Consider the following 18,401-nt stretch of genomic DNA (forward strand, 5'->3'; position numbering starts at 1 on the left):
GGTTGCCCGCCGCGCAGGCGAATACTGCAACTCTCGAATACCGACGCTTCACCAGTGCCCCTCCCCCGCGACGACCCCGCGGTGCTCATCCACCGCATCCCACGGGCAGTCCACATGCACGTCGTCTTCCTACGGCACCCGCACCAAGACCACCCGTGCGGCTGCGAGTGGGACGACACCTGGCGCATGATCTGGGCACCGCCCACCGAACCCGGCGCGGTCCCGATCACCGTCATACGGCACCCCGCCGCACCGGCAACCGCCACCAGCCTCCCCAACCCCGACCCCGACCAAGAGGCGCGCGCCACCTGGGCCCCCTGACGCGCACGACTGAGCACGAAGAAGGCCCGTACGGCCCGCGAAGCACCCTTGCGTTACCGACCCCGACCCCGAGACTTAGAGGTTGTTTTCACCTGAATTTCCCGTGTATCCGGTGATTTTCTGGCCGCCGGGTTGTGGTGCTCGTGCTGCTGGAGATGTGGGTTGAGACTTGCTGGTCAGGTGGGGTGGCAGGTGAGGCTGAAAGTGGCTTGGGCCTGTCTCATCCCAGGACGCCCGGTGAGGGCTCCTGGGCCGGGTCGGGGACGGTATCGGGCTCGGTGTCGGGGTCGGTGGCGGTGAGGGGGAGCAGCACCTGGAAGCGGGTGTCGCCGGGTACGGACTCGACTTTCAGGTCACCGTGGTGCTTGTTGACGACGATCCGCCAGGAGATGTCGAGCCCCAGCCCGGTGCCCTCGCCCACCGGTTTGGTGGTGAAGAACGGGTCGAAGATCCGGCCGCGGATCTCGGCCGGCACTCCCGGGCCCGTGTCGCGGAACTCCACCAGCAGCCGGTCGTGCACCAGAGCGGTGCGTACGGTCAACGTCCCTTCGCCGCCCGCGCTGTTGATGGCGGAGACGGCGTTGTCGATCAGGTTGGTCCACACCTGGTTCAGTTCGGCCGGGTAGGCCGGAATCCTCGGCACCGAACGGTCGTAATCCTTCACGACCTTGACCTGGGGACCGATCTTGCCCGAGAGCATCAGCAGCGTGCTGTCGAGGAGTTCGTGGACATCGGCGATCTGGTAGGGGGCGCGGTCCAGCTGCGAGTACTGCTTGGCGGCGTCGACGAGGTGCGAAATGCGGGTGGTGGAGTCCTTGATCTCGGACATCAACAGTTCGGTCTCTACCGTGTAGTTGAGGCACTCGATGGCACTCTGCAGGATTTCCTGCTCGTCGACGGCGGCCGCGATCTGCTCCAGCCAGTCGACGTCGAGACCGCCCTGCACGAAGGTCGGCGCGATCTGCCAGCCGTTCCGGACGCCGTGGTCGTCGAGCCAGTCGGCGAGTTCGTCCTCCCGGTCGGACGCTTCGAGCGGGCTCAGTGCCGGCGCCTTGGAGACCCGCTCGGCCGTCCGTTCCTGAAGGTCGAGCAGGGTCTTCAGGGCGTCGGCGTGGTCGGGGCTCGAGGCGATGACGGCGAGCTTGTTGCGCATGTGCGTGGCCCGGTCCCTGAGCGAGGCGGTGGCCCGTACGGCGGCCGCGGCCGGGTTGTTGAGCTCATGGGTGAGACCCGCGGACAACGAGCCCAGCGCCAGCAGCCGTTCGCGCTGCCCGATGGCCCGCTGAAAGGTCTGCGAACCGAGGAAGAGTCCCTCCAGGAGATGGACCGCCATCGGAAACCACTCGTGCATGAAGTTCGCGAACGATTCGGCGGGCAGGACGAAGAACCGCGTCGGCTCCGGCACCCGCAACGAGTTCATGTACCGCTGCGGTTTCCCGTCCCCGACGTACGCCCGCACGGCCCCCGCGTACACCCCTGGCTGGGACGTGCGGCTCACCTCGATGTCGTCGCCGCCCACCCGGCGCGACATGACGACCGTGCCCTCGATCATCACGTAGAAGCAGGTCGCCGGGTCACCTTCGGTGAACACCGGCCCGGGGTCGAACAGTTCGACCCGTCCCTCGCTGCACAGCCTGTCGATCTGCTCGGAGTTCAGCTTCTCGAACAGGAAGAGGGAACTGATCTCCGCCGCGTCGCACGGCATAGGCTGCCCGCTCACGACTGCTCCAGATACCGGTGTACGAGCATCACGGCCATGGCTCCCTCTCCGACGGCGGACGCGACCCGCTTCGCGGACTCCGCGCGCGCGTCCCCGGCGACGAACACGCCGGGGATGTTGGTCTCCAGGTGGTACGGCGGCCGGTCCAGCTCCCAGTCCGCCGGTGGCCGCCCGTCGGCGGTCAGGTCGGGCCCGGCCAGGATGAACCCGCGCTCGTCCCGCAGCACCGTACCGTCCAGCCAGTCGGTCAGCGGGGCCGCGCCGATGAACACGAACAGCCACTGCGCGTCGACGAGTTCGGACTGACTGCTCGTCGTGTCGCGCAACGTCAGCTGTTCCAGATGGTTGTCGCCGTGCGCAGCCTCGACGACCGTGTGGGCCCGTACAAAGATGTTCGGCGACTCGGCGATCTGCTGGATCAGATAGTGCGACATCGACGCGGTGAGGTCCGCTCCGCGCACCAGCAGGGTGACCGACTTGGCGCCCCTGGACAGGTACATCGCCGCCTGCCCTGCCGAGTTGGCGCCGCCGACGATGTACACGTCGTGGCCCTGGCAGGCGGCGGCCTCGGTGAGCGCGGACCCATAGAACACCCCGCGGCCCGACAACTCGTCGGCACCCGGCGCCTCCAGCCGCCGGTACGACACACCGGTCGCCAGGATCACGCTGTGCGCCGCGATCTGCGACCCGTCCGAGAAGCGCACGGTCCGGGCCGCGCCGTTGACCTCCAGGCCCGCCACCTCACGGGCGGTGAGGATCTCCGCGCCGAACTTCGTCGCCTGTCGGCGGGCCCGGTCGGTGAGCTGGGCGCCCGACACACCGTCGGGGAAGCCCAGGTAGTTCTCGATCCGCGAACTCTGCCCGGCCTGCCCGCCGGTCGCCGACCGCTCCACGAGCACCGTCCGCAGCCCCTCCGAGGCCCCGTACACGGCCGCGCCCAGCCCGGCGGGGCCGCCGCCGATGACGACCAGGTCGTAGAAGTCCGCGGTGGGGGTCGTGGCGAGGCCCACGTGGGCGGCCAGGTCGGCCGCCTCCGGCCTGACCAGGGGCGTGCCGTCGGGGGTGATCACCACCGGCAGCCGCTGCCCGTCCTGCCCGGCCGCCGCCAGCAGCCGCTGCCCCTCGGGCTCGTCCCTGGAGTACCAGCGGTACGGCACCTGGTTGCGGGCCAGGAACTCCCGCACGTCCGAGGAGCGCGCCGACCAGCGGTGCCCGATCACCTTGGTCGCGGGCACCGGCCGGTAGTCACTGCACCGCCACGCCTCCAGGAGGTCGTCGAGCACCGGGTAGAGCTTCTCCTCCGGCGGGTCCCACGGCTTGAGGAGGTAGTGGTCGAGGTCGACGACGTTGATCGCGTCGATCGCCGCGCTGGTGTCCGCGTACGCGGTCAGCAGCACGCGCCGGGCGCCCGGATAGAGGTCCAGGGCCTGTTCGAGGAACTCGATGCCGTTCATCTGCGGCATCCGGTAATCGGCAAGGATCACCGCGACCAGATCCCCACGCAGCTTCAGCTCCCGCAGCGCCTCCAGCGCGGACTCCCCGGACTCCGCGCGCACGATCCGGTACGACTCGCCGTAGCGCCGTCGCAGGTCACGGGCGACGGCCCGGGACACCCCGGGGTCGTCGTCCACGGTCACGATGACGGTCCGCGCAGCGTCTGCGGCCTGTGCCATACGTCTACACCCCGAGTGATCGGATCACGGTCGGCGCCGGCTCGGTGCCGCGCCGCCTTTCAGCCATCGTATTTTCGATCAGCCCTGCTTCGGTCCGGTCAGCTTCGCCGCGAGCCGAGCACGCACAACTCGTTGCCCTCCGGGTCCACCAGTGTGGTCCAGGACGGCTCTCCCTGGCCGATGTCCGCGTGCCGCGCCCCGAGGGCCAGCAGCCGGTCGACCTCGGCCTGCCGGTCGGCCCCGCGCCGCCCACGATGCTGGCTTCGGTGTCTCTGGGCTGGGACATGGGCGTCTCCTCAGGCGCCGGGTGTACTGCGGGGTCAGCCGGCCAGTCGGTTGAGCTTGCGGATTTGTCTGTCGAAGGCGCGCGAGGGCACGATCCGGCGCAGGACGCTGACGCGTGCGGCCATCGAGCCGGCGGTGTACCGGAGCTTGGGCTTGGAATCGGTGGCGGCCGCGACGATCACCTTCGCGACAACGTCCGGGGCGTCGGCGTTGCGCACGGCCGTGGCCAGCACGTCTCGGGAGACCCCCCGCTGCGCGGCGTAGACCGGCAGGGGCGAGTCGGGTGCCATGCTGCTCGCCTCGAAACTCGTGCTTGTGTAGGCCGGCTCGACCAGCAGCATCCGGACGCCGTGCTCGCGAAGCTCGTGGTCGACGGACTCGGAATAGCCCTCGACCGCATGCTTGGTGGCGGCGTAGACGGCCATGAAGGGGGCTGGGATCAGACCGAGCACCGAGGAGACGTTGACCACGCGGCCACCGCCCTGGGCGCGCATGTGGGGCATCACTGCGTTTGTCATCCGCATCAGGCCGAAGACGTTGATGTCGAAGACCTCCTTGGTCTGGTTGATCGAGCTCTCCTCGCCGGCGCCGACCGCGCCCACGCCTGCGTTGTTGACCAGGACGTCGATCCGGCCGAACCGCTCGATCACCTCCTCGACCAGGGAGCGGACCGACTCGTCGCTGGCCACGTCGAGATCGAGGAACGTCACCCCGGCGAGCGGCTCGGCGTTCGCCGCGTTGCGGCTCGTGCCGACCACCGCGAAGCCGGCGCCCACGAGGGCGAGCGCCGCCGCCCGCCCGATCCCGGAGGAAGCGCCCGTCACGAGGGCCACCGGGGAAGCTGTCTGCATGTTCGTTCCTTCGGTCGTGGCATGACTTCGTCGTGCGCTGCGGGGTCGCCTGTGCTCAGGCCGACAGGGTCCGCACCGGTCCTGCAAGCCCGGACCAGCCGTGAGCTCAGGACGATGACGTACTTGAACTTTCAGAAACCTAGGCGGTTCTGTACTGGGTTGTCAAGAAGGGTGGATCGGCTTTACCTTCGATGTATGGCCAGACCACGAAGCTTCGACCCCGACCACGTCCTGCATGCCGCCGAGCGGCAGTTCCGCACCACGGGCTACAATGGCACGAGCGTCGACGACATCAGCGCCGCCACCGGCCTGGGCCGCGGCAGCCTCTACGCCGCGTTCGACGGCAAACACGGCGTGCTGCTGCAGGCGATGACCGGCTACTTCGCCCGGCTGGGGCAGGGTCCGCGGAAGGCACTCGCCGGACCGGACGAGGGCGCCCTGGAACGACTGCACGCCTACTTGCTCCGCGCCGTCCACGGAGTGCCACTCGCCGCCGACGTACCCCCCGCCCCCGACCGGGCGGCCGCCGCCTGCTTCGCCGCCAAGATGGCCCTGGAGATCGGAACCTCCGACCCCGAGGTCAAACGCCTGGCCAACGACTGCTTCTCCGTGGTCCGGACGGCGGTGGCCGACTGTGTGCGAGCGGCACAGCGCAACGGCGACATCGACCCCGACGCCGACCCCGACGACCTCGCCTACCTTCTGCTGACCATCATCCGCGGGTGCGATGTCGTAGGCGCGTACGGCCACAGCCCCGAGCGCCTGACCTCGATCGCGGAGAGCGCCTTCGCCCTGCTGCCCCGCCCGCGCCACCCCTGACAAGGGCACAGCCGACCTCGTCGCCCAGGCATCCGATGCGGCCGGCCCACTTCGACGCCGCGGAGACACGGCCCGCCTCGTGGCACGTTCACCCGCCGCCGGGCGGTCGCCTGGGGTGCGGGCGAAGAACTGCGCCCGCACCCCAGGCGACTTGCTCCACCGCATGCGCGGTGTCGCCGGACTTGAACTGCACGGTCAGTCGCCGAACGCCACGCCGCCAGCAGACGGTGACACTTCGGCCGCCGCTGCGCCAACGCAGACCGCGTTTGCGCGAATTCGCCCCAGCGCTCCGCCTCGGTGCCCTCGTAGAGCTGGGTGACGTCGCTGCGGATGCGGGCAGCAGTACGGACTCCCGCTGAGCGTCGACGAGTCGGCGCCCGGTCCGATCGTCGCCGTCCTGCGTGGCGTCATGCTCACCCACGTGGCGAACGCCCCCGTACAACCGGGACCACAACCAGGCACAGGCGACCACCCTGCTGACGCGCAGGATCTCCCAGGCCCACGGCCACCACCGTGCACCCGGCCGCTCGTCGCCGCCCAGGGGTTCCAGTTCGAGCCGCGCCAGCACCAGGTCCGCGAGGTTCACCCCCGACCTGCTGCTGGACATCACGCCCGTGTTCGACGTCGAGACCAAGGCGACGGGCAGCATGACCGCGCAGGACCACATGGTCCGTCCGAGCTGACGGCAATAGGCTTTCCCGCCTGTTCACGAGGGGCCGCAGCACAGGGCACGGTGAAGGCCGGCCCCGGCCCGGTGAACGCGCCCGCCGTGGTCGCCGGCACCACCGGCCCACCCGGTGACGTGATCGTGGCCGACGACGACGGAGTGCCGTGCGTTCCCCCAGCTGCGCCGCTCGCACACACTCGGCCACCGCCGTCGCGACCACGGAGAAAGGGAAAGCCGACCCGCCGCGCTTGACAACTCAGTACAGAACCGCCTAGGTTCCTGACTGTTCAGTACACAACCGGCTCGCCGAACGGGCTGCGTGCACGCCTGGCGCCATCACCGTCCTGTCGCTCTACCTCCACGGTGCCGACGACGACTGCTTTTCCGTGGCGGTGAGCGACGGCATGGACGACCTGTTCACCAACGGCTTCGAACGCATCGCCATACCCGGCGTGGGGCACTTCCCGCACGGGCTTCCTGGACAGCTGACCCCCTCCAACCACCCAGCACTCGAAGGGCTGACCGAACCATGACTGGCAAGGAAAGGCAGGAGGCCATGGCTGTGACGACACCTTTCGTGGAAAAGCACCGCGCCACCGAGGCCATGCTGGCCCTCCTCGACGCGATGGACCAGATGCCGAGCGCCAGCCTGCTGCGGGCCCGCTCCTACGAACTGCTGTCTCTTGTCCCCGGCTCGTCTGTCGTGGACATCGGCTGCGGGGCCGGGCGGGCCGTCGCCGAGCTGGGCGAGCGTGGCGTCCACGCGGTGGGCGTGGATCCCGATCCGTGGATGCTGGCCGAGGCCCGGAAACGGTGGCCGGCAGCCGAGTTCTGGGAGGCGGGGGCGGAAGATCTGCCGTTCGCCGACGGAAGTGTGCGCGGCTACCGTGCCGACAAGGTCTTCCACGCACTTCAGGAGCCGTGGCGCGCGGTGGCGGAAGCGCGGCGCGTCCTCTGCCCGGGCGGCAGGATCGTCCTGGTCGGGCAGGACTGGGACGCCATCATGGTCGACTCCGATGATGCGGCGCTCACCCGCACGATCGTGCACGCCCGTGCCGACCTCCTGGGCGCGCCCCGCGCCGGCCGCCAGTACCGCAACCTGCTCCTGGACGGCGGCTTCAACGACGTCACCATCGAGGTGCACACCACCGTGTTCACCGATCCCGCGATGCTGTCGCTGCTCACCGGGCTCGCCGAGCGGGCCTGCACGAGCGGCGCCGTCGGCCGTGACCAGGCCGACGAGTGGCTCGCCGAACAGCACCGACGCGCCGAGGCCGACCGCTTCCTCATCGCCATTCCGTTCTTCGTGGCTGCCGCCTCCGCCTAGAGAGCAGATGGAGCACGGGCCGCGGAGATCCGCTTGACCGGGGAACGGTGACCACGCCTTCGCCGAGCAGGGCTTCGAGAACACGACCGTCGAGATCGCTGCCGAGGCGGGCCTGTCGCGCACCACGTTCTTCCGGTACTTCGGCGCCAAGGAGGAACTCGTCCTGGGCAGAATGGCCGAGTTCGGCCACGAGGTCGCCGCCGCGCTCGCCACCCGGCCCGAGAGCGAGCGGCCCTGGGGAGCACTGCGCCGCGCCTTCGACGTAGTCACTCAGCCGCAGGCCGACGCGCCCGAGCTGTTCCAGAACCTGATGCAACTGTTCAGCCGCCTGCGCCCTGATGACCCGTCAGTGGGACAAGGAGCAGGGTTGGCAGAGCACCCTGGTGCCGGAGATCTTCCGCCGGCTCGGCGGTGACACCGACCCCCTCAACGACCTCCGCGCCCGGGTCCTCGTGGCGTCGGCGATCTCCTGCCTGGACGCTTCCTACGACGGCTGGACGGCCGGTGACAGGCAGGCACCACTGTCCGCACTCCTCGACCAGGCAATAGGCACACTGAGCGAAGAGAACTGACGGGACGCTGAAGAGGCGATGGACGTCGGCGCGGTCACCGGCGACAGTCCGGCCGGTGGAACACCCGTCAGGGCCACCGGCCACACCGCCGTACAACCACAGCCCTTCCTGAGCGGCGTGGGCCCGCTCATGCCCGCCGCCCGCAATTGGCTGGCTGTACTCCCTCAACGGAGAACTGGCCGAGCCCGGAATCTAGGCGTGGGACCGGAACACGAGCGAAACGTGCCACATACCAGCGGCCAGGTAGGTCACAGGCTCGAATCGGTGTCGTAGGTACAGTCAGGGCTCGTGGCCGACGACTTCAAAACGCGTGGAGTCGCGCGCCTGCCCGATGTCCCGCTGCGAAGTCACCGGCGACACCATCCCCTTGGGCGGCCGCCGCTCCTAGCTCTCCGAGACCGTGACACGGCGGGGTAATCCCCCCGTCGGCTCCTCGGCCCCCGGACCGGGCCGCGTACGTGCGCATGCGGGAGCGACTGGAACTGGTGGGCCTACACCTCCTCGGTGAAGGCCTGTTACTGGCCCGGCTGTGCGCCGCGGCCAGGTCGGTGTGCCTCAGGTGGCGGTGTGCAGCTTCGCGGCAGTGACCGCCGTGATGGCCTCGGCCGTGACGCCGGGGGCGGTCTCCACGAGGAACAGGCCGTTGTCGGTGACGTCGATGACGCCGAGGTCGGTGATGACGCGGTGGACGCAGGCCTTGCCGGTGAGGGGCAGGGTGCACTCGTCGAGGATCTTGGGGCTGCCGTCCTTGGCGGTGTGTTCCATGAGGACGATGACGCGGCGGGCGCCGTGGACGAGATCCATGGCGCCACCCATGCCCTTGACCATCTTGCCGGGGATCATCCAGTTGGCGAGGTCGCCGGTGGCGGATACCTGCATGGCGCCGAGGACGGCGGTGTCGATGTGGCCGCCGCGGATCATGCCGAAGGAGAGCGCGGAGTCGAAGAAGGAGGCGCCGGGGAGGACGGTGACGGTCTCCTTGCCCGCGTTGATGAGGTCGGGGTCGACCTCGTGCTCGTGGGGGTACGGGCCGGTGCCGAGGATGCCGTTCTCGGAGTGCAGGACGACGTGAACTCCCGGCGGAAGGTGGCCCGGGACAAGGGTGGGCAGGCCGATGCCGAGGTTGACGTAACTCCCGTCGGTCAGCTCGGCGGCGGCGCGGGTGGCCATCTGGTCGCGGGTCCAGCTCATGCGCGTACGGTCCCTTGTGTCGAAGACGCGGACATTCGAAGGTGCTCGATGCGCTTGTCCGCCGCCTGGGCGGGGGTGAGGGCCAGGATCCGCTGGACGAAGATGCCGGGGACGTGGATCGCGTCGGGGCCGAGGGCGCCGGGCTCGACGAGTTCCTCGACTTCGGCGATCGTGACGCGGCCGGCCATGGCGGCGAGCGGGTTGAAGTTGGCAGCGGCCTTGTTGAAGACCAGGTTGCCGTGGGTGTCGCCGCGCCAGGCGTGGACGAGGGCGTAGTCGGTGGTGATGCCGTGCTCGAGGACGTACACGCGACCGCCGAAGGTGCGGGACTCCTTCGCCGGGGAGGCGACGGCGATGCTGCCGTCGGGCGCGTAGCGCCAGGGCAGGCCGCCGTCAGCGACCTGGGTGCCCACGCCCGCCGGGGTGTAGAAGGCCGGGATGCCGGCCCCACCGGCCCGCAGCCGCTCGGCGAGGGTGCCCTGCGGGACCAGTTCGACCTCCAGCTCACCGCTCAGGTACTGGCGGGCGAACTCCTTGTTCTCGCCGACGTAACTGCCCGTCACGCGGCTGATCCGGCCGTCGGCGAGGAGGACGCCCAGCCCCTGGCCGTCGACGCCGCAGTTGTTGGAGACGACCTTCAGGCCGGTGGCGCCCTGGGCGTGCAGTGCGTCGATGAGGGTGGCCGGTATGCCGGACAGGCCGAAGCCGCCGACTGCCAGTGAGGCCCCGTCGGGGATGTCGGCGACCGCCGCGGCGGTGCTCGCGCTGACCTTGTTCACGTATGGGTCTTTCAGTCGGAAGCCTGTGGGAAGCCAGTCGGAAGTTCAGTCACAGGCCGACCGCAGGGCGTCGGAGATGGACTTGGCGCCGCCGTGTGCGGTGAAGCCGCCGTCTACGGGGATCTCGGCGCCGGTGATGAAGGAGGCGCCGTCGGAGAGGAGGAAGACCACCAGCGGCGTGATCTCGTCGACTGTGCCGGTGCGGGCCAGCGGCGTCTCGCGGATGTTCGCCTCGCGAAAGGCGGGCGGGGCGGAGGCGGTCATCTCGGTCTCGATGAAGCCGGGGTGGACGGTGTTCACGCGGATGCCCCGCGGGCCCAGCTCGACACAGGCCGCCTTCGACAGGCCTCGCAGCGCCCACTTGCTGGCCGTGTACGCGACCGGATAGTGCCCGGTGAGCCCGGCGGAGGAACCGACGTTGACGATCGACGAGCCGGGCGGCATCAATGGCGCCAGGTGCTGGATGGCAAGGAGCGGGCCGGTGACGTTGACCGCCTGGACGCGGGCGAAGTCCTCGGGCGTGACCTCGTGGAGCCGCGCGCGCCAGGTGATGCCGGCGTTGTTGACCAGGCCGTGGACCTCTCCGTACCGGCGGCGCAGCTCTTCGGCGAGCACATCCCACTCCTTCGCCTCGGTGACGTCCAGGCGCAGACAGCTCGGAGCCTGGGTCACATCGGTGGCGACGACCACCGCCCCCGCCCGGGTCAGCGCCTCGGCCTCGGCCGCGCCCTGTCCGCGCGCGGCTCCGGTGACGACGACGACCTTGCCGTCCAGCCTGTTCACGGCCCCGCCGTTCACGGACGCAGCCGCGGGCGCTTGCGGGCCCCGGGGATCGGTACGGCTCCGGCGCCGGGCACGACGGTGTTGGAGACGGTGCCGATGCCCTCGACGGTGAGGGTGACGGTGTCGCCGGGCTTCAGCGGTGGCGGGTCCTGGCGGCCGCGTACGCCCCACAGCTCTGCCAGGCAGCCGCCGTTGCCGCAGGTGCCGGAGCCCAGCACATCACCGGGACGGACGTATGTGCCGCGCGAGGCGTAGGCGACCATCTCCTCGAAGGTCCAGCTCATGTTGGACAGCAGGTCCTCGCCGACCACCTCGCCGTTCACCAGAGCGGTCAGCGCCAACCGCAGGAAACCGTCGGTGTCCCGGTACGGCTCCAGTTCGTCGGCGGTGACCAGGTACGGGCCGAGGGTGGCGGCGGTGTCCTTGCCCTTGCAGGGGCCCAACCCCACCCTCATCTCGGCGGATTGGAGGTCGCGGGCGGACCAGTCGTTGAAGATCGTGTAGCCGATGATGTGGTCGCGGGCCTGCTTGGGTGTGAGGTCGCGGCCCTCGCGGCCGATGACGGCGGCGACTTCGAGTTCGAAGTCCAGGACCGAGGAGCCGGGCGGCACGAGCACGTCGTCGTGGGCGCCGATGACGGCGTACGGATTGGTGAAGTAGAAGGTCGGCGCGTCGTACCAGGCGTCAGGGACCCCGGCCGCGTCGTCGATGCTGCGCCGTACGCCCTCGACGTGCTCCTCGAAGGTGACGAAGTCCCGCACGGACGGCGGCTGGAGAGGCGGCAGCAGCCGCACCTGCGAGACATGCGGGCCGCTTGGCACGTCCAGCGTGGCGTTGCCCGCCTCACGCAGGGCCGCGGGGCCCGCCCGGAGCAGGTCGAGCAGCGAGGCGCGGCCGGGGAAGGGGTAGAGGGTGCCGTCGTCATTCACGGTGGCGATGCTGCGGCGGCCGTGGTGTTCGTACGTGGCGAAGCGCATGGCAATCCTGGCGTATGGCGTAGGAGTGGACCGGGGGCGCGGGCGTCGTCAGGGCATGGACCGTTCCGTGCCCGAGCCGAGGGGGATCAGACCGGCGGGGCGACGAAGACACCGCGGTCGACGTCGTTGAAGGACTCCTTGGCGACCAGCTCGTTCATCGGGTTCGCCGTGCCCCACTGGTCGGTGACCTCGGGCCGGGAGAAGTCGTAGACGTGCGGATGCCAGGTGTCCTCGTCGAGCTCCTCCAACTCCGTTGTGTACTCGACAGTGTTGCCATGCGGGTCGAGGAAGTACGTGAAGGTGTTGTCGCCCGCCATGTGGCGGCCCGGCCCCCAGACCTTGCGGGCGCCGGAGCGCATCACGCGCCCCGAGCCGCGCATGTACTCGTCCAGGCCGCGCATCTCGAACGAGACGTGGTGCAGGGAGGTGTGCGGGCCCTTGGCGAGGGCCATCGAGTGGTGCTGGTTGCTGATCCGCATGAAGTGCATGACCTCGCCCATGTGCGGGGAGCTGAGCGTGTCGGACAGCCGGAAGCCGAGGTGGCGCTCGTACCAGGCGCGGGTGTCGTCCAGGTCGGGCGAGTTGAGGACGACGTGCGAGAGGCGGACCGGGATGGCCTCCTTCTCCTCGATACGCCGGTGCCGCCGGGCCTCGACTTCCGCCGAGACCTCGATGGTGCGGCCGTCGCCGTCGAAGAAGCGGAAGCCGTAGCCCCCGCCGGGGGTGTCGATCTTTCCCGGCTGCGAGATCAACTGCACGTCGGCCGCGAGGAGTTGCTCGGCGAGCGTGTCCACGTCGGCGGCCGACGCGGCGCCGTAGGACACGAGGTCGAGCCGCTTCTCGTCGGCCTTGCGGAGCCGTACGACGTACTGCTCGGGGCTGCCTTCTGCGGCCAGGAAGGAGATGCCCGAGTCCTCGGCGACCTTGGTCAGGCCCCAGACTCCGGCGTAGAAGTCGAGCTGCTTGTCATAGTCGGGCACGGCGAGGTCGACGTGCCGCAGGTGGGTGAGCAGGCGGTTGGGCTGTTCGTTGGTCATGTCGGGGCTCCTCAGGAGAGGCGCAGCAGCGCTGCCGCGTTGCCGCCGCGTACGGCGTGGAAGTGGGGGTCGGGCAGATCCGTGGCGGCGCGCAGCGCGCCGACCGGGTCCTCGGTGCCCATGTCGAAGGGGAAGTCCGAGCCGAGCAGGACCCGGTCGGGGCCGGCCACCCGGATCAGTTCGCGCAGGACGTGCGGGTCGTGGACGAGCGAGTCGAAGTACAGCCGCTTGAGGTAGCTGCTCGGCTCGGACGCGCAGCCCCGCGTGTCCGGTCTGGTCCGCCAGGCGTGGTCGGAGCGGCCGATGTGGGTGGGCAGGTAGCCGCCGCCGTGCGCGGCGATCACCTTCAGGCCGGGGTGGCGGTCCAGCACGCCGGAGAAGATGAGGTGGGAGAGCGCGACGGCGTTCTCGGTGGGCTGGCCGACGGTGTTGGACAGGTACCAGCGGTCCAGGCGCTCGTCGAGTGTGCAGCCGAAGGGGTGCAGGAAGAGCACCGCCCCGGTCGTCTCGGCGAGCGCCCAGAACGTGTCGTACGCCGGGTCTGAAAGCTCGCGCCCCGGCGCGTGGCTGGAGATCTCCACTCCGCGCAGGCCCAGGCCGAGGGCATGGTCGAGGGCCTTGACGGCGAGGTCCGGGTGCTGGAGCGGGACGAGGCCCAGTCCGTGAAGCCGGTCGGGGGCCTGGGCGACGTGGGCGGCGGTTCCGGCGTTGGCCAGCTCCCACACCGTGCGGGCGAGGTCCGCGTCGGCCCAGTAGTGGTAGTGCGACGGGGAGGGCGAGACCAGTTGGACGTCGACGCCGGAGGCGTCCATCGCGGTGAGCCGGGCCTTGACGTCGGTCAGCCGAGGGATGCGGTCGCGGACCATCGGGCCGCTGACGGCGAGCGCCTCGGGGCCGTTGCGGCGGGCGTCGAGACTGCGGGCGGCGGCCAGCCCGGGGTGTCCGGCGACGGCCTCCTCGACCTGCGGAAGCAGGACGTGCGCGTGGACGTCGATGGTGGGGGTGGCCGGGATGTTCGGGGTGGCCAGGGTGTCCGGGGTCGTCACGGGGTCTCCTTCAGGGCGGACATCGTGCGGCCGATCAGGCCGGGCACGTCGGCGTCACGGACGCCGTCCAACTGCCACTGGCCGAGCTGCACCGAGGCCTCGACGACCATGCGGACACGGTCGATGCGGCGCTCGTGGTAGCGGGTCAGCAGGTCGTCGAGGGAGTCGAGGGAATTCCAGGACTCCTCCGCACTCAGCAGCTCGGCCAGCACGGAGGCGTCCTCCAGGGACATGGCCGCGCCCTGCGCGAGGGTGGGCGGGCAGGCGTGGGCGGCGTCGCCGACCAGCACGACCCGGCCGCGGTGCCAGGACCCCTCGACGAGCAGCCGGTCGAACCAGGTGTAGTTGACCTTGGCCGGGTCGGTGATGCTCGCGGCGATCTCGGGCCAGGCGCCGCCGTACGGGGCTGCCAGGCGTCGCATCTCGTCCGCGTACGTGGCCGGGTCGATGGAGGCGCGGTCGCGGTTGGCCTCGACGAGATAGGCGTAGATGGTGTTCTCGCTGGTGGGGCAGTAGCCGGCGATGTAGCAGGGCCCGCCGAAGGCCAGGTCCGTGCGCTCCACGCTCGCCGGGCGGGGTGCCGCGACGCGCCAGATGGCCATGCCGGTCGGCTCGGGCTTCTCGCCGATGCCGATCATCGCGCGGGTCAGGGAGTTGAGACCGTCGGCCGCGATGACGAGGTCGTAGCGGCCCTCGCTGCCGTCGCTGAAGCGGGCGGTGACGCCCGTCTCGTCCTGGACCAGCTCGTCGGCGGTGGTACCGAGGCGGACCATGGCACCACTGGCCCGGACCGCCTCGCACAGGATCTCCTGGAGCCGGGGCCGCTGCATGCCGATGGTCGCGGGCAGGTCCTCCCCGCCGGTGCGGATGTCCTGCTGGACGTGGAACACGTGGCCGTCGGGCGCGGCCAGGCCCACCGAGTCGAAGGCGTAGCCACTCTCCTGGACCTTGTCCCACACACCCAGCTCGCGCAGCACGCGCAGCGCGTTGCCCTGGAGGGTGATGCCGGAGCCGAGGACGTTCCAGTCGGGCTTGGCCTCGATCAGGTCCACGGCAATGCCCGCTCGCCGCAGCAGCACGGTCACGGCGTTGCCGGAGGCGCCGCCGCCGATGACGAGGACGGTGCGGGGGCGGGGGTCGGTCATGAGGTCTCCCTGCGGTGGGGCCGCGCGGCTTCGAGCGGCAGGGGTGGTGGTGCGGGCCGGACGGGTGTGGCTGTCGGGGCGGCCCACTCGGACGGTCCGGGGCGTTACTTGACGGCGATCGGGTTCACGGGGGAGCCGACGGCTCCGGTGATGGGCAGCGGAGCGGCGGTGAGCCAGAACTCGTAGCGCCCGTCGGCCGCACAGTGGTCGGCGAGGGCGTCGAGGTCCCACATCTCGCCGATGAGCAGGCCCATGTTGGGGATGGCGACCTGGTGCAGCGGCTGGAAGGCGTGGTCGAACTCGTTGGGCCGGACCTCGAAGCCCCAGGTGTCGGTGGCGATCCCGGCGATCTCGCTGCGGTGCAGCCAGCCGGCGGTGGTGAAGCTCAGGCCGGGCGAAGCGCCGCCCGCGTACTCGCCCCAGCCCTCGCGCCTGGCGCGGGCCAGCCGTCCGGTGCGGACGAGGACGAGGTCACCGCGGCCGACGGTGACGCCGTGCGCCTCGGCGGTGGCGACCAGGTGCTCCTCGGTGATGGCGAAGCCGTCGGGCAGTTCGCCGTCCTCGCCGACGACCAGGCCCGCGTCAAGGAGAACGCCGCGTCCCGCGACGTGCGGCGCCATGTGCTCGATGCCGGTGACGAGGTCGCCGTCGGAGGTGACGACCTTCTCGGCGGCCCGCCCGTTCCATGCCTTGCCATGGTCGAAGATGTGGCCGAGGCCGTCCCATTGGGTGGAGCACTGCAACGGCATGGCGATCACGTCGTCGGCGCCGCCGATGCCGTGCGGGAAGCCCTGGTTGCCCAGGGCGGCGTCGGTGCCGGTGTCGAGCATGGTGTGCACCGGATTCGTACGCCGCCGCCAGCCCTTCTGCGGGCCGTCCATGTCGAAGCGCTGGGAGAGCGAGAAGCTGACGCCGTCGCGGACGAGGGCCGCGCCCTCGCGGCGCTTTTCGGCGTCCAGGAAGTTGAGCGTGCCGAGGACGTCGTCCTCGCCCCAACGACCCCAGTTGGAGTACGCCTTGGCGGCCTCGGCGATCGCGCCCTCGGCGTCCTTCGCATCAGGCACAGTCGTGCGGTCGCTCACGGTGCCTCCTCCGCGACACAGCGGGTGCGCTGGGCACCGAGGCCCGTGACAGAGCCGTCCATCACGTCGCCGTCGCGCAGCAGCCGACCCCAGTGCATGCCGTTCCCGGCCGGGCTGCCGGTCAACACCAGGTCGCCGGGCAGGAGTTGGGCGGTCTGGGAAATGTACGAGACCATCCGCGCCACGCCGAAGATCATGTCCTTGGTGGACTCGTCCTGCATGGTCTCGCCGTTGAGCTTCAGGGTGACCCGCAGGTCGGACGGGTCGGCGATGGACCCGGCCGGGACGATCCAGGGGCCGAGCGGGGTGAAGCCGGGCGCGTTCTTGCAGCGCAGCCAGTCGGTGCCGATGGCGGGCATGTCCCGGCGGAAGACGGTGGACCGGTCGGTGAGGTCGTTGGCGATGGTGTAGCCCGCGACGTGTTCCAACGCCTCCTCCACCGTGACCCGGTGGGTGGGGCGGGAGATCACCGCGGCCAGCTCCAGTTCCCAGTCGGGCTTCCTGGCCCAGGCGGGCAGTACGACGTCGTCGTACGGGCCGGTGATCGTCGTCGGCAGGCCGATGAAGACGTACGGGAGGTCCTCGGCGGCCCGTCGGTCCATGATCGCCGCGATCTCCGCGCGGGCCTCCTCGACGGTGCGCGGGTCGTCGGGGGCGCGGTGCGCGACCTCCAGGTCGATCACGTGCTGCCGGTAGTTGGCGCCGGACTGGAAGATCTGCCGGGGCTCGACGGGCGCGTGCACGTTCAGGTCGTCGAGCGACAGCCAGTCACCGGCCGGATCGCCCGCGAGGCCGTGCAGGCGCGGCAGCTCCTCGTCCCAGCGCTCCAGGAGCGCGAGGGCGGTCGTACGCAGGTCCAGCACTCTGCCGTCCGGGAGCACCAGTCCTGCGGACGGGGTCCGGCCCGGGGCGGAGAAGGTGCCGAGGGCGAAGGGGCCGGTGAAGAGGGGCGCCGACATGGCTGCGGATTTCACGGAGATGTCCTCCCGATTGCGATGTCACCAATCTGGCGCGTAAATTGCGATCGGGGAAATCGATTCCTCGGATGATCCACATCCAGGTGGCGAATACCCGGGCTCCGTCTTCCACACCGCACGGGGGCATCTCGTGAACCTCGCCAGCCTTGACCTCAACCTCGTCGTCGCCCTGCGCGCCCTCCTGGAGGAGCGCAACGTCACCAGAGCCGGCCGACGCATCGGCCTCAGCCAACCCGCGATGAGCGCCGCCCTGGCTCGGCTGCGCCGTCACTTCGACGACGACCTGCTCTCCCGGGTCGGTGGACGCTACGAACTGACCGCCCTCGGCCTGGCCCTCCTCGACCGCACCGCCACCGCCTGCGACCTGCTCGAACGTGTCTTCACCAGCCAGGCCGAGTTCGACCCCGCCCACGAGGAGCACGAGTTCACGCTGATCTCCTCCGACTACGCGGTGGCCGTCTTCGGCGCCGAACTCGCCCGTACGGTGCACGCCGAGGCACCAGGCATCCGGCTCCGGTTCAAGCAGGCCCCGGCGGACATCACGGAGGACACCACCGCGCTGCTCAGCACCGCCGACGGTCTGCTGCTGCCGCACGGCATCATCAGCGACTTTCCCACCGTGGAGCTCTACCGGGACCGCTGGGTCTACCTCGTCGCCGAGGACAATCCCGAGGTCGGCGAGCACCTCACCCTCGACGACCTGGCCCGGCTGCCGTGGGTGACGTACCAGCGCACGTACGACGCACCCGCCGCCCGCCAGATCGGCATGCTCGGCATCGAGCCGCGCGTCGAGGTCTCCGTCGACAGCTTCCAGCTGATGCCGCTCCTGGTGGCCGGGACGCGCAGGGTGGCCCTCATCCAGGGGCGTCTCGCCGACCGGCTCGACGGACTCGTCCCCGTACGGGTCGTGGAACCGCCCTACGACGCCGTGCCCCTGCGGGAAGCCCTGTGGTGGCACCCGGTCCACACGCACGACGCGGCGCACATCTGGCTGCGGGAGACGGCGGCTCGGGTCGCGCAGACCATCCACGGCAAGGATGATCGGGATCCGACAGATCGATCGGACAGAGGCTAGGCAGGGCTGGGTCCCTCACCCATAGTCGACCGCAGTTCCTCCGCACGCTCCTCTTCTCGGGGTGTCTGTTCCCC

General features: G+C 70.3%; 20 protein-coding genes and 2 pseudogenes. 9 read left to right on the forward strand and 13 right to left on the reverse strand.

Annotated features, from left to right (window positions below):
• Window positions 1–54: 54 nt before the first annotated feature.
• Window positions 55–321 (forward strand): hypothetical protein, encoded by a 267-nt coding sequence (locus tag RM704_RS06415; protein ID WP_311590253.1) that lies wholly within the window; start codon window positions 55–57, stop codon window positions 319–321.
• A gap of 220 nt (window positions 322–541) precedes the next feature.
• On the opposite strand, the gene RM704_RS06420 is transcribed toward RM704_RS06415, so the two are convergent.
• From RM704_RS06420 to RM704_RS06435, 4 genes and pseudogenes are all read right to left on the reverse strand, one after another.
• Window positions 542–2,026, reverse strand: a complete 1,485-nt coding sequence (locus tag RM704_RS06420; RefSeq protein WP_192829868.1) for an ATP-binding protein — start codon at window positions 2,024–2,026, stop codon at window positions 542–544.
• Between the two features lie 11 nt (window positions 2,027–2,037).
• Window positions 2,038–3,714 (reverse strand): FAD-dependent oxidoreductase, encoded by a 1,677-nt coding sequence (locus RM704_RS06425; RefSeq protein WP_033532163.1) that lies wholly within the window; start codon window positions 3,712–3,714, stop codon window positions 2,038–2,040.
• 98 nt (window positions 3,715–3,812) lie between these two features.
• Window positions 3,813–3,947, reverse strand: a pseudogene (locus RM704_RS06430) (VOC family protein); the annotation flags it as partial.
• 87 nt (window positions 3,948–4,034) lie between these two features.
• Window positions 4,035–4,850 carry an oxidoreductase gene (locus RM704_RS06435; RefSeq protein WP_033532162.1) on the reverse strand — a complete coding sequence of 272 codons (816 nt, stop codon included), beginning with the start codon at window positions 4,848–4,850 and terminating at the stop codon, window positions 4,035–4,037.
• 195 nt (window positions 4,851–5,045) lie between these two features.
• Between RM704_RS06435 and RM704_RS06440 the strand changes: the two genes are divergently transcribed.
• The 7 genes and pseudogenes from RM704_RS06440 to RM704_RS06470 all read left to right on the forward strand — a co-directional run bounded on the left by RM704_RS06440 (window position 5,046) and on the right by RM704_RS06470 (window position 8,235).
• Complete coding sequence (locus tag RM704_RS06440; protein ID WP_033532161.1) at window positions 5,046–5,669, forward strand: TetR/AcrR family transcriptional regulator; 624 nt, start codon at window positions 5,046–5,048, stop codon at window positions 5,667–5,669.
• 401 nt (window positions 5,670–6,070) lie between these two features.
• Complete coding sequence (locus RM704_RS06445) at window positions 6,071–6,352, forward strand: hypothetical protein (protein WP_033532160.1); 282 nt, start codon at window positions 6,071–6,073, stop codon at window positions 6,350–6,352.
• A 50-nt stretch (window positions 6,353–6,402) separates the two neighbouring features.
• Window positions 6,403–6,588: a hypothetical protein gene (locus RM704_RS06450; protein WP_311589995.1), complete on the forward strand. Its 186-nt coding sequence runs from the start codon at window positions 6,403–6,405 to the stop codon at window positions 6,586–6,588.
• A 134-nt stretch (window positions 6,589–6,722) separates the two neighbouring features.
• The gene (locus RM704_RS06455) at window positions 6,723–6,869 is read left to right on the forward strand and encodes a hypothetical protein (RefSeq protein ID WP_192829860.1); all 147 of its coding nucleotides are present in this window, start codon (window positions 6,723–6,725) and stop codon (window positions 6,867–6,869) included.
• 71 nt (window positions 6,870–6,940) lie between these two features.
• Window positions 6,941–7,663 carry a methyltransferase domain-containing protein gene (locus tag RM704_RS06460; RefSeq protein WP_107072461.1) on the forward strand — a complete coding sequence of 241 codons (723 nt, stop codon included), beginning with the start codon at window positions 6,941–6,943 and terminating at the stop codon, window positions 7,661–7,663.
• A 67-nt stretch (window positions 7,664–7,730) separates the two neighbouring features.
• Window positions 7,731–8,078 (forward strand): annotated as a pseudogene (locus RM704_RS06465) (TetR/AcrR family transcriptional regulator); the annotation flags it as partial.
• Window positions 8,002–8,235, forward strand: coding sequence for a hypothetical protein (locus RM704_RS06470; protein WP_052146544.1), 234 nt, complete (start codon window positions 8,002–8,004; stop codon window positions 8,233–8,235). The pseudogene RM704_RS06465 and the gene RM704_RS06470, both read left to right, overlap by 77 nt.
• A gap of 555 nt (window positions 8,236–8,790) precedes the next feature.
• On the opposite strand, the gene RM704_RS06475 is transcribed toward RM704_RS06470, so the two are convergent.
• From RM704_RS06475 to RM704_RS06515, 9 genes are all read right to left on the reverse strand, one after another.
• Complete coding sequence (locus tag RM704_RS06475; protein ID WP_033532158.1) at window positions 8,791–9,426, reverse strand: CoA transferase subunit B; 636 nt, start codon at window positions 9,424–9,426, stop codon at window positions 8,791–8,793.
• The gene (locus tag RM704_RS06480; RefSeq protein WP_033532157.1) at window positions 9,423–10,205 is read right to left on the reverse strand and encodes a CoA transferase subunit A; all 783 of its coding nucleotides are present in this window, start codon (window positions 10,203–10,205) and stop codon (window positions 9,423–9,425) included. The genes RM704_RS06475 and RM704_RS06480 overlap by 4 nt, the downstream gene beginning before the upstream one ends.
• 45 nt (window positions 10,206–10,250) lie before the next feature.
• Entirely contained in the window at window positions 10,251–11,003 is a 753-nt protein-coding gene (locus RM704_RS06485) for an SDR family NAD(P)-dependent oxidoreductase (RefSeq protein WP_033532156.1), read from the reverse strand.
• Window positions 11,000–11,965, reverse strand: coding sequence for a fumarylacetoacetate hydrolase family protein (locus RM704_RS06490; RefSeq protein WP_033532155.1), 966 nt, complete (start codon window positions 11,963–11,965; stop codon window positions 11,000–11,002). Before RM704_RS06490 ends, RM704_RS06485 begins: the two co-directional genes overlap by 4 nt.
• Before the next feature lie 86 nt (window positions 11,966–12,051).
• Window positions 12,052–13,002 (reverse strand): VOC family protein, encoded by a 951-nt coding sequence (locus RM704_RS06495; RefSeq protein WP_033532154.1) that lies wholly within the window; start codon window positions 13,000–13,002, stop codon window positions 12,052–12,054.
• Between the two features lie 11 nt (window positions 13,003–13,013).
• Window positions 13,014–14,048: an amidohydrolase family protein gene (locus tag RM704_RS06500; RefSeq protein ID WP_078937522.1), complete on the reverse strand. Its 1,035-nt coding sequence runs from the start codon at window positions 14,046–14,048 to the stop codon at window positions 13,014–13,016.
• Window positions 14,045–15,193 (reverse strand): FAD-dependent oxidoreductase, encoded by a 1,149-nt coding sequence (locus RM704_RS06505; RefSeq protein WP_033532153.1) that lies wholly within the window; start codon window positions 15,191–15,193, stop codon window positions 14,045–14,047. Before RM704_RS06505 ends, RM704_RS06500 begins: the two co-directional genes overlap by 4 nt.
• Before the next feature lie 104 nt (window positions 15,194–15,297).
• Window positions 15,298–16,275, reverse strand: a complete 978-nt coding sequence (locus tag RM704_RS06510; RefSeq protein ID WP_033532152.1) for a cyclase family protein — start codon at window positions 16,273–16,275, stop codon at window positions 15,298–15,300.
• Window positions 16,272–17,234: a fumarylacetoacetate hydrolase family protein gene (locus tag RM704_RS06515; RefSeq protein WP_192829867.1), complete on the reverse strand. Its 963-nt coding sequence runs from the start codon at window positions 17,232–17,234 to the stop codon at window positions 16,272–16,274. Before RM704_RS06515 ends, RM704_RS06510 begins: the two co-directional genes overlap by 4 nt.
• 148 nt (window positions 17,235–17,382) lie before the next feature.
• Between RM704_RS06515 and RM704_RS06520 the strand changes: the two genes are divergently transcribed.
• On the forward strand, window positions 17,383–18,327 hold the full coding sequence (locus RM704_RS06520; RefSeq protein WP_033532150.1) for a LysR family transcriptional regulator: 945 nt from the start codon (window positions 17,383–17,385) through the stop codon (window positions 18,325–18,327).
• Window positions 18,328–18,401: the final 74 nt, after the last annotated feature.

Source organism: Streptomyces gottesmaniae, from assembly GCF_031845845.1.
GTDB lineage: Bacteria > Actinomycetota > Actinomycetes > Streptomycetales > Streptomycetaceae > Streptomyces > Streptomyces akebiae.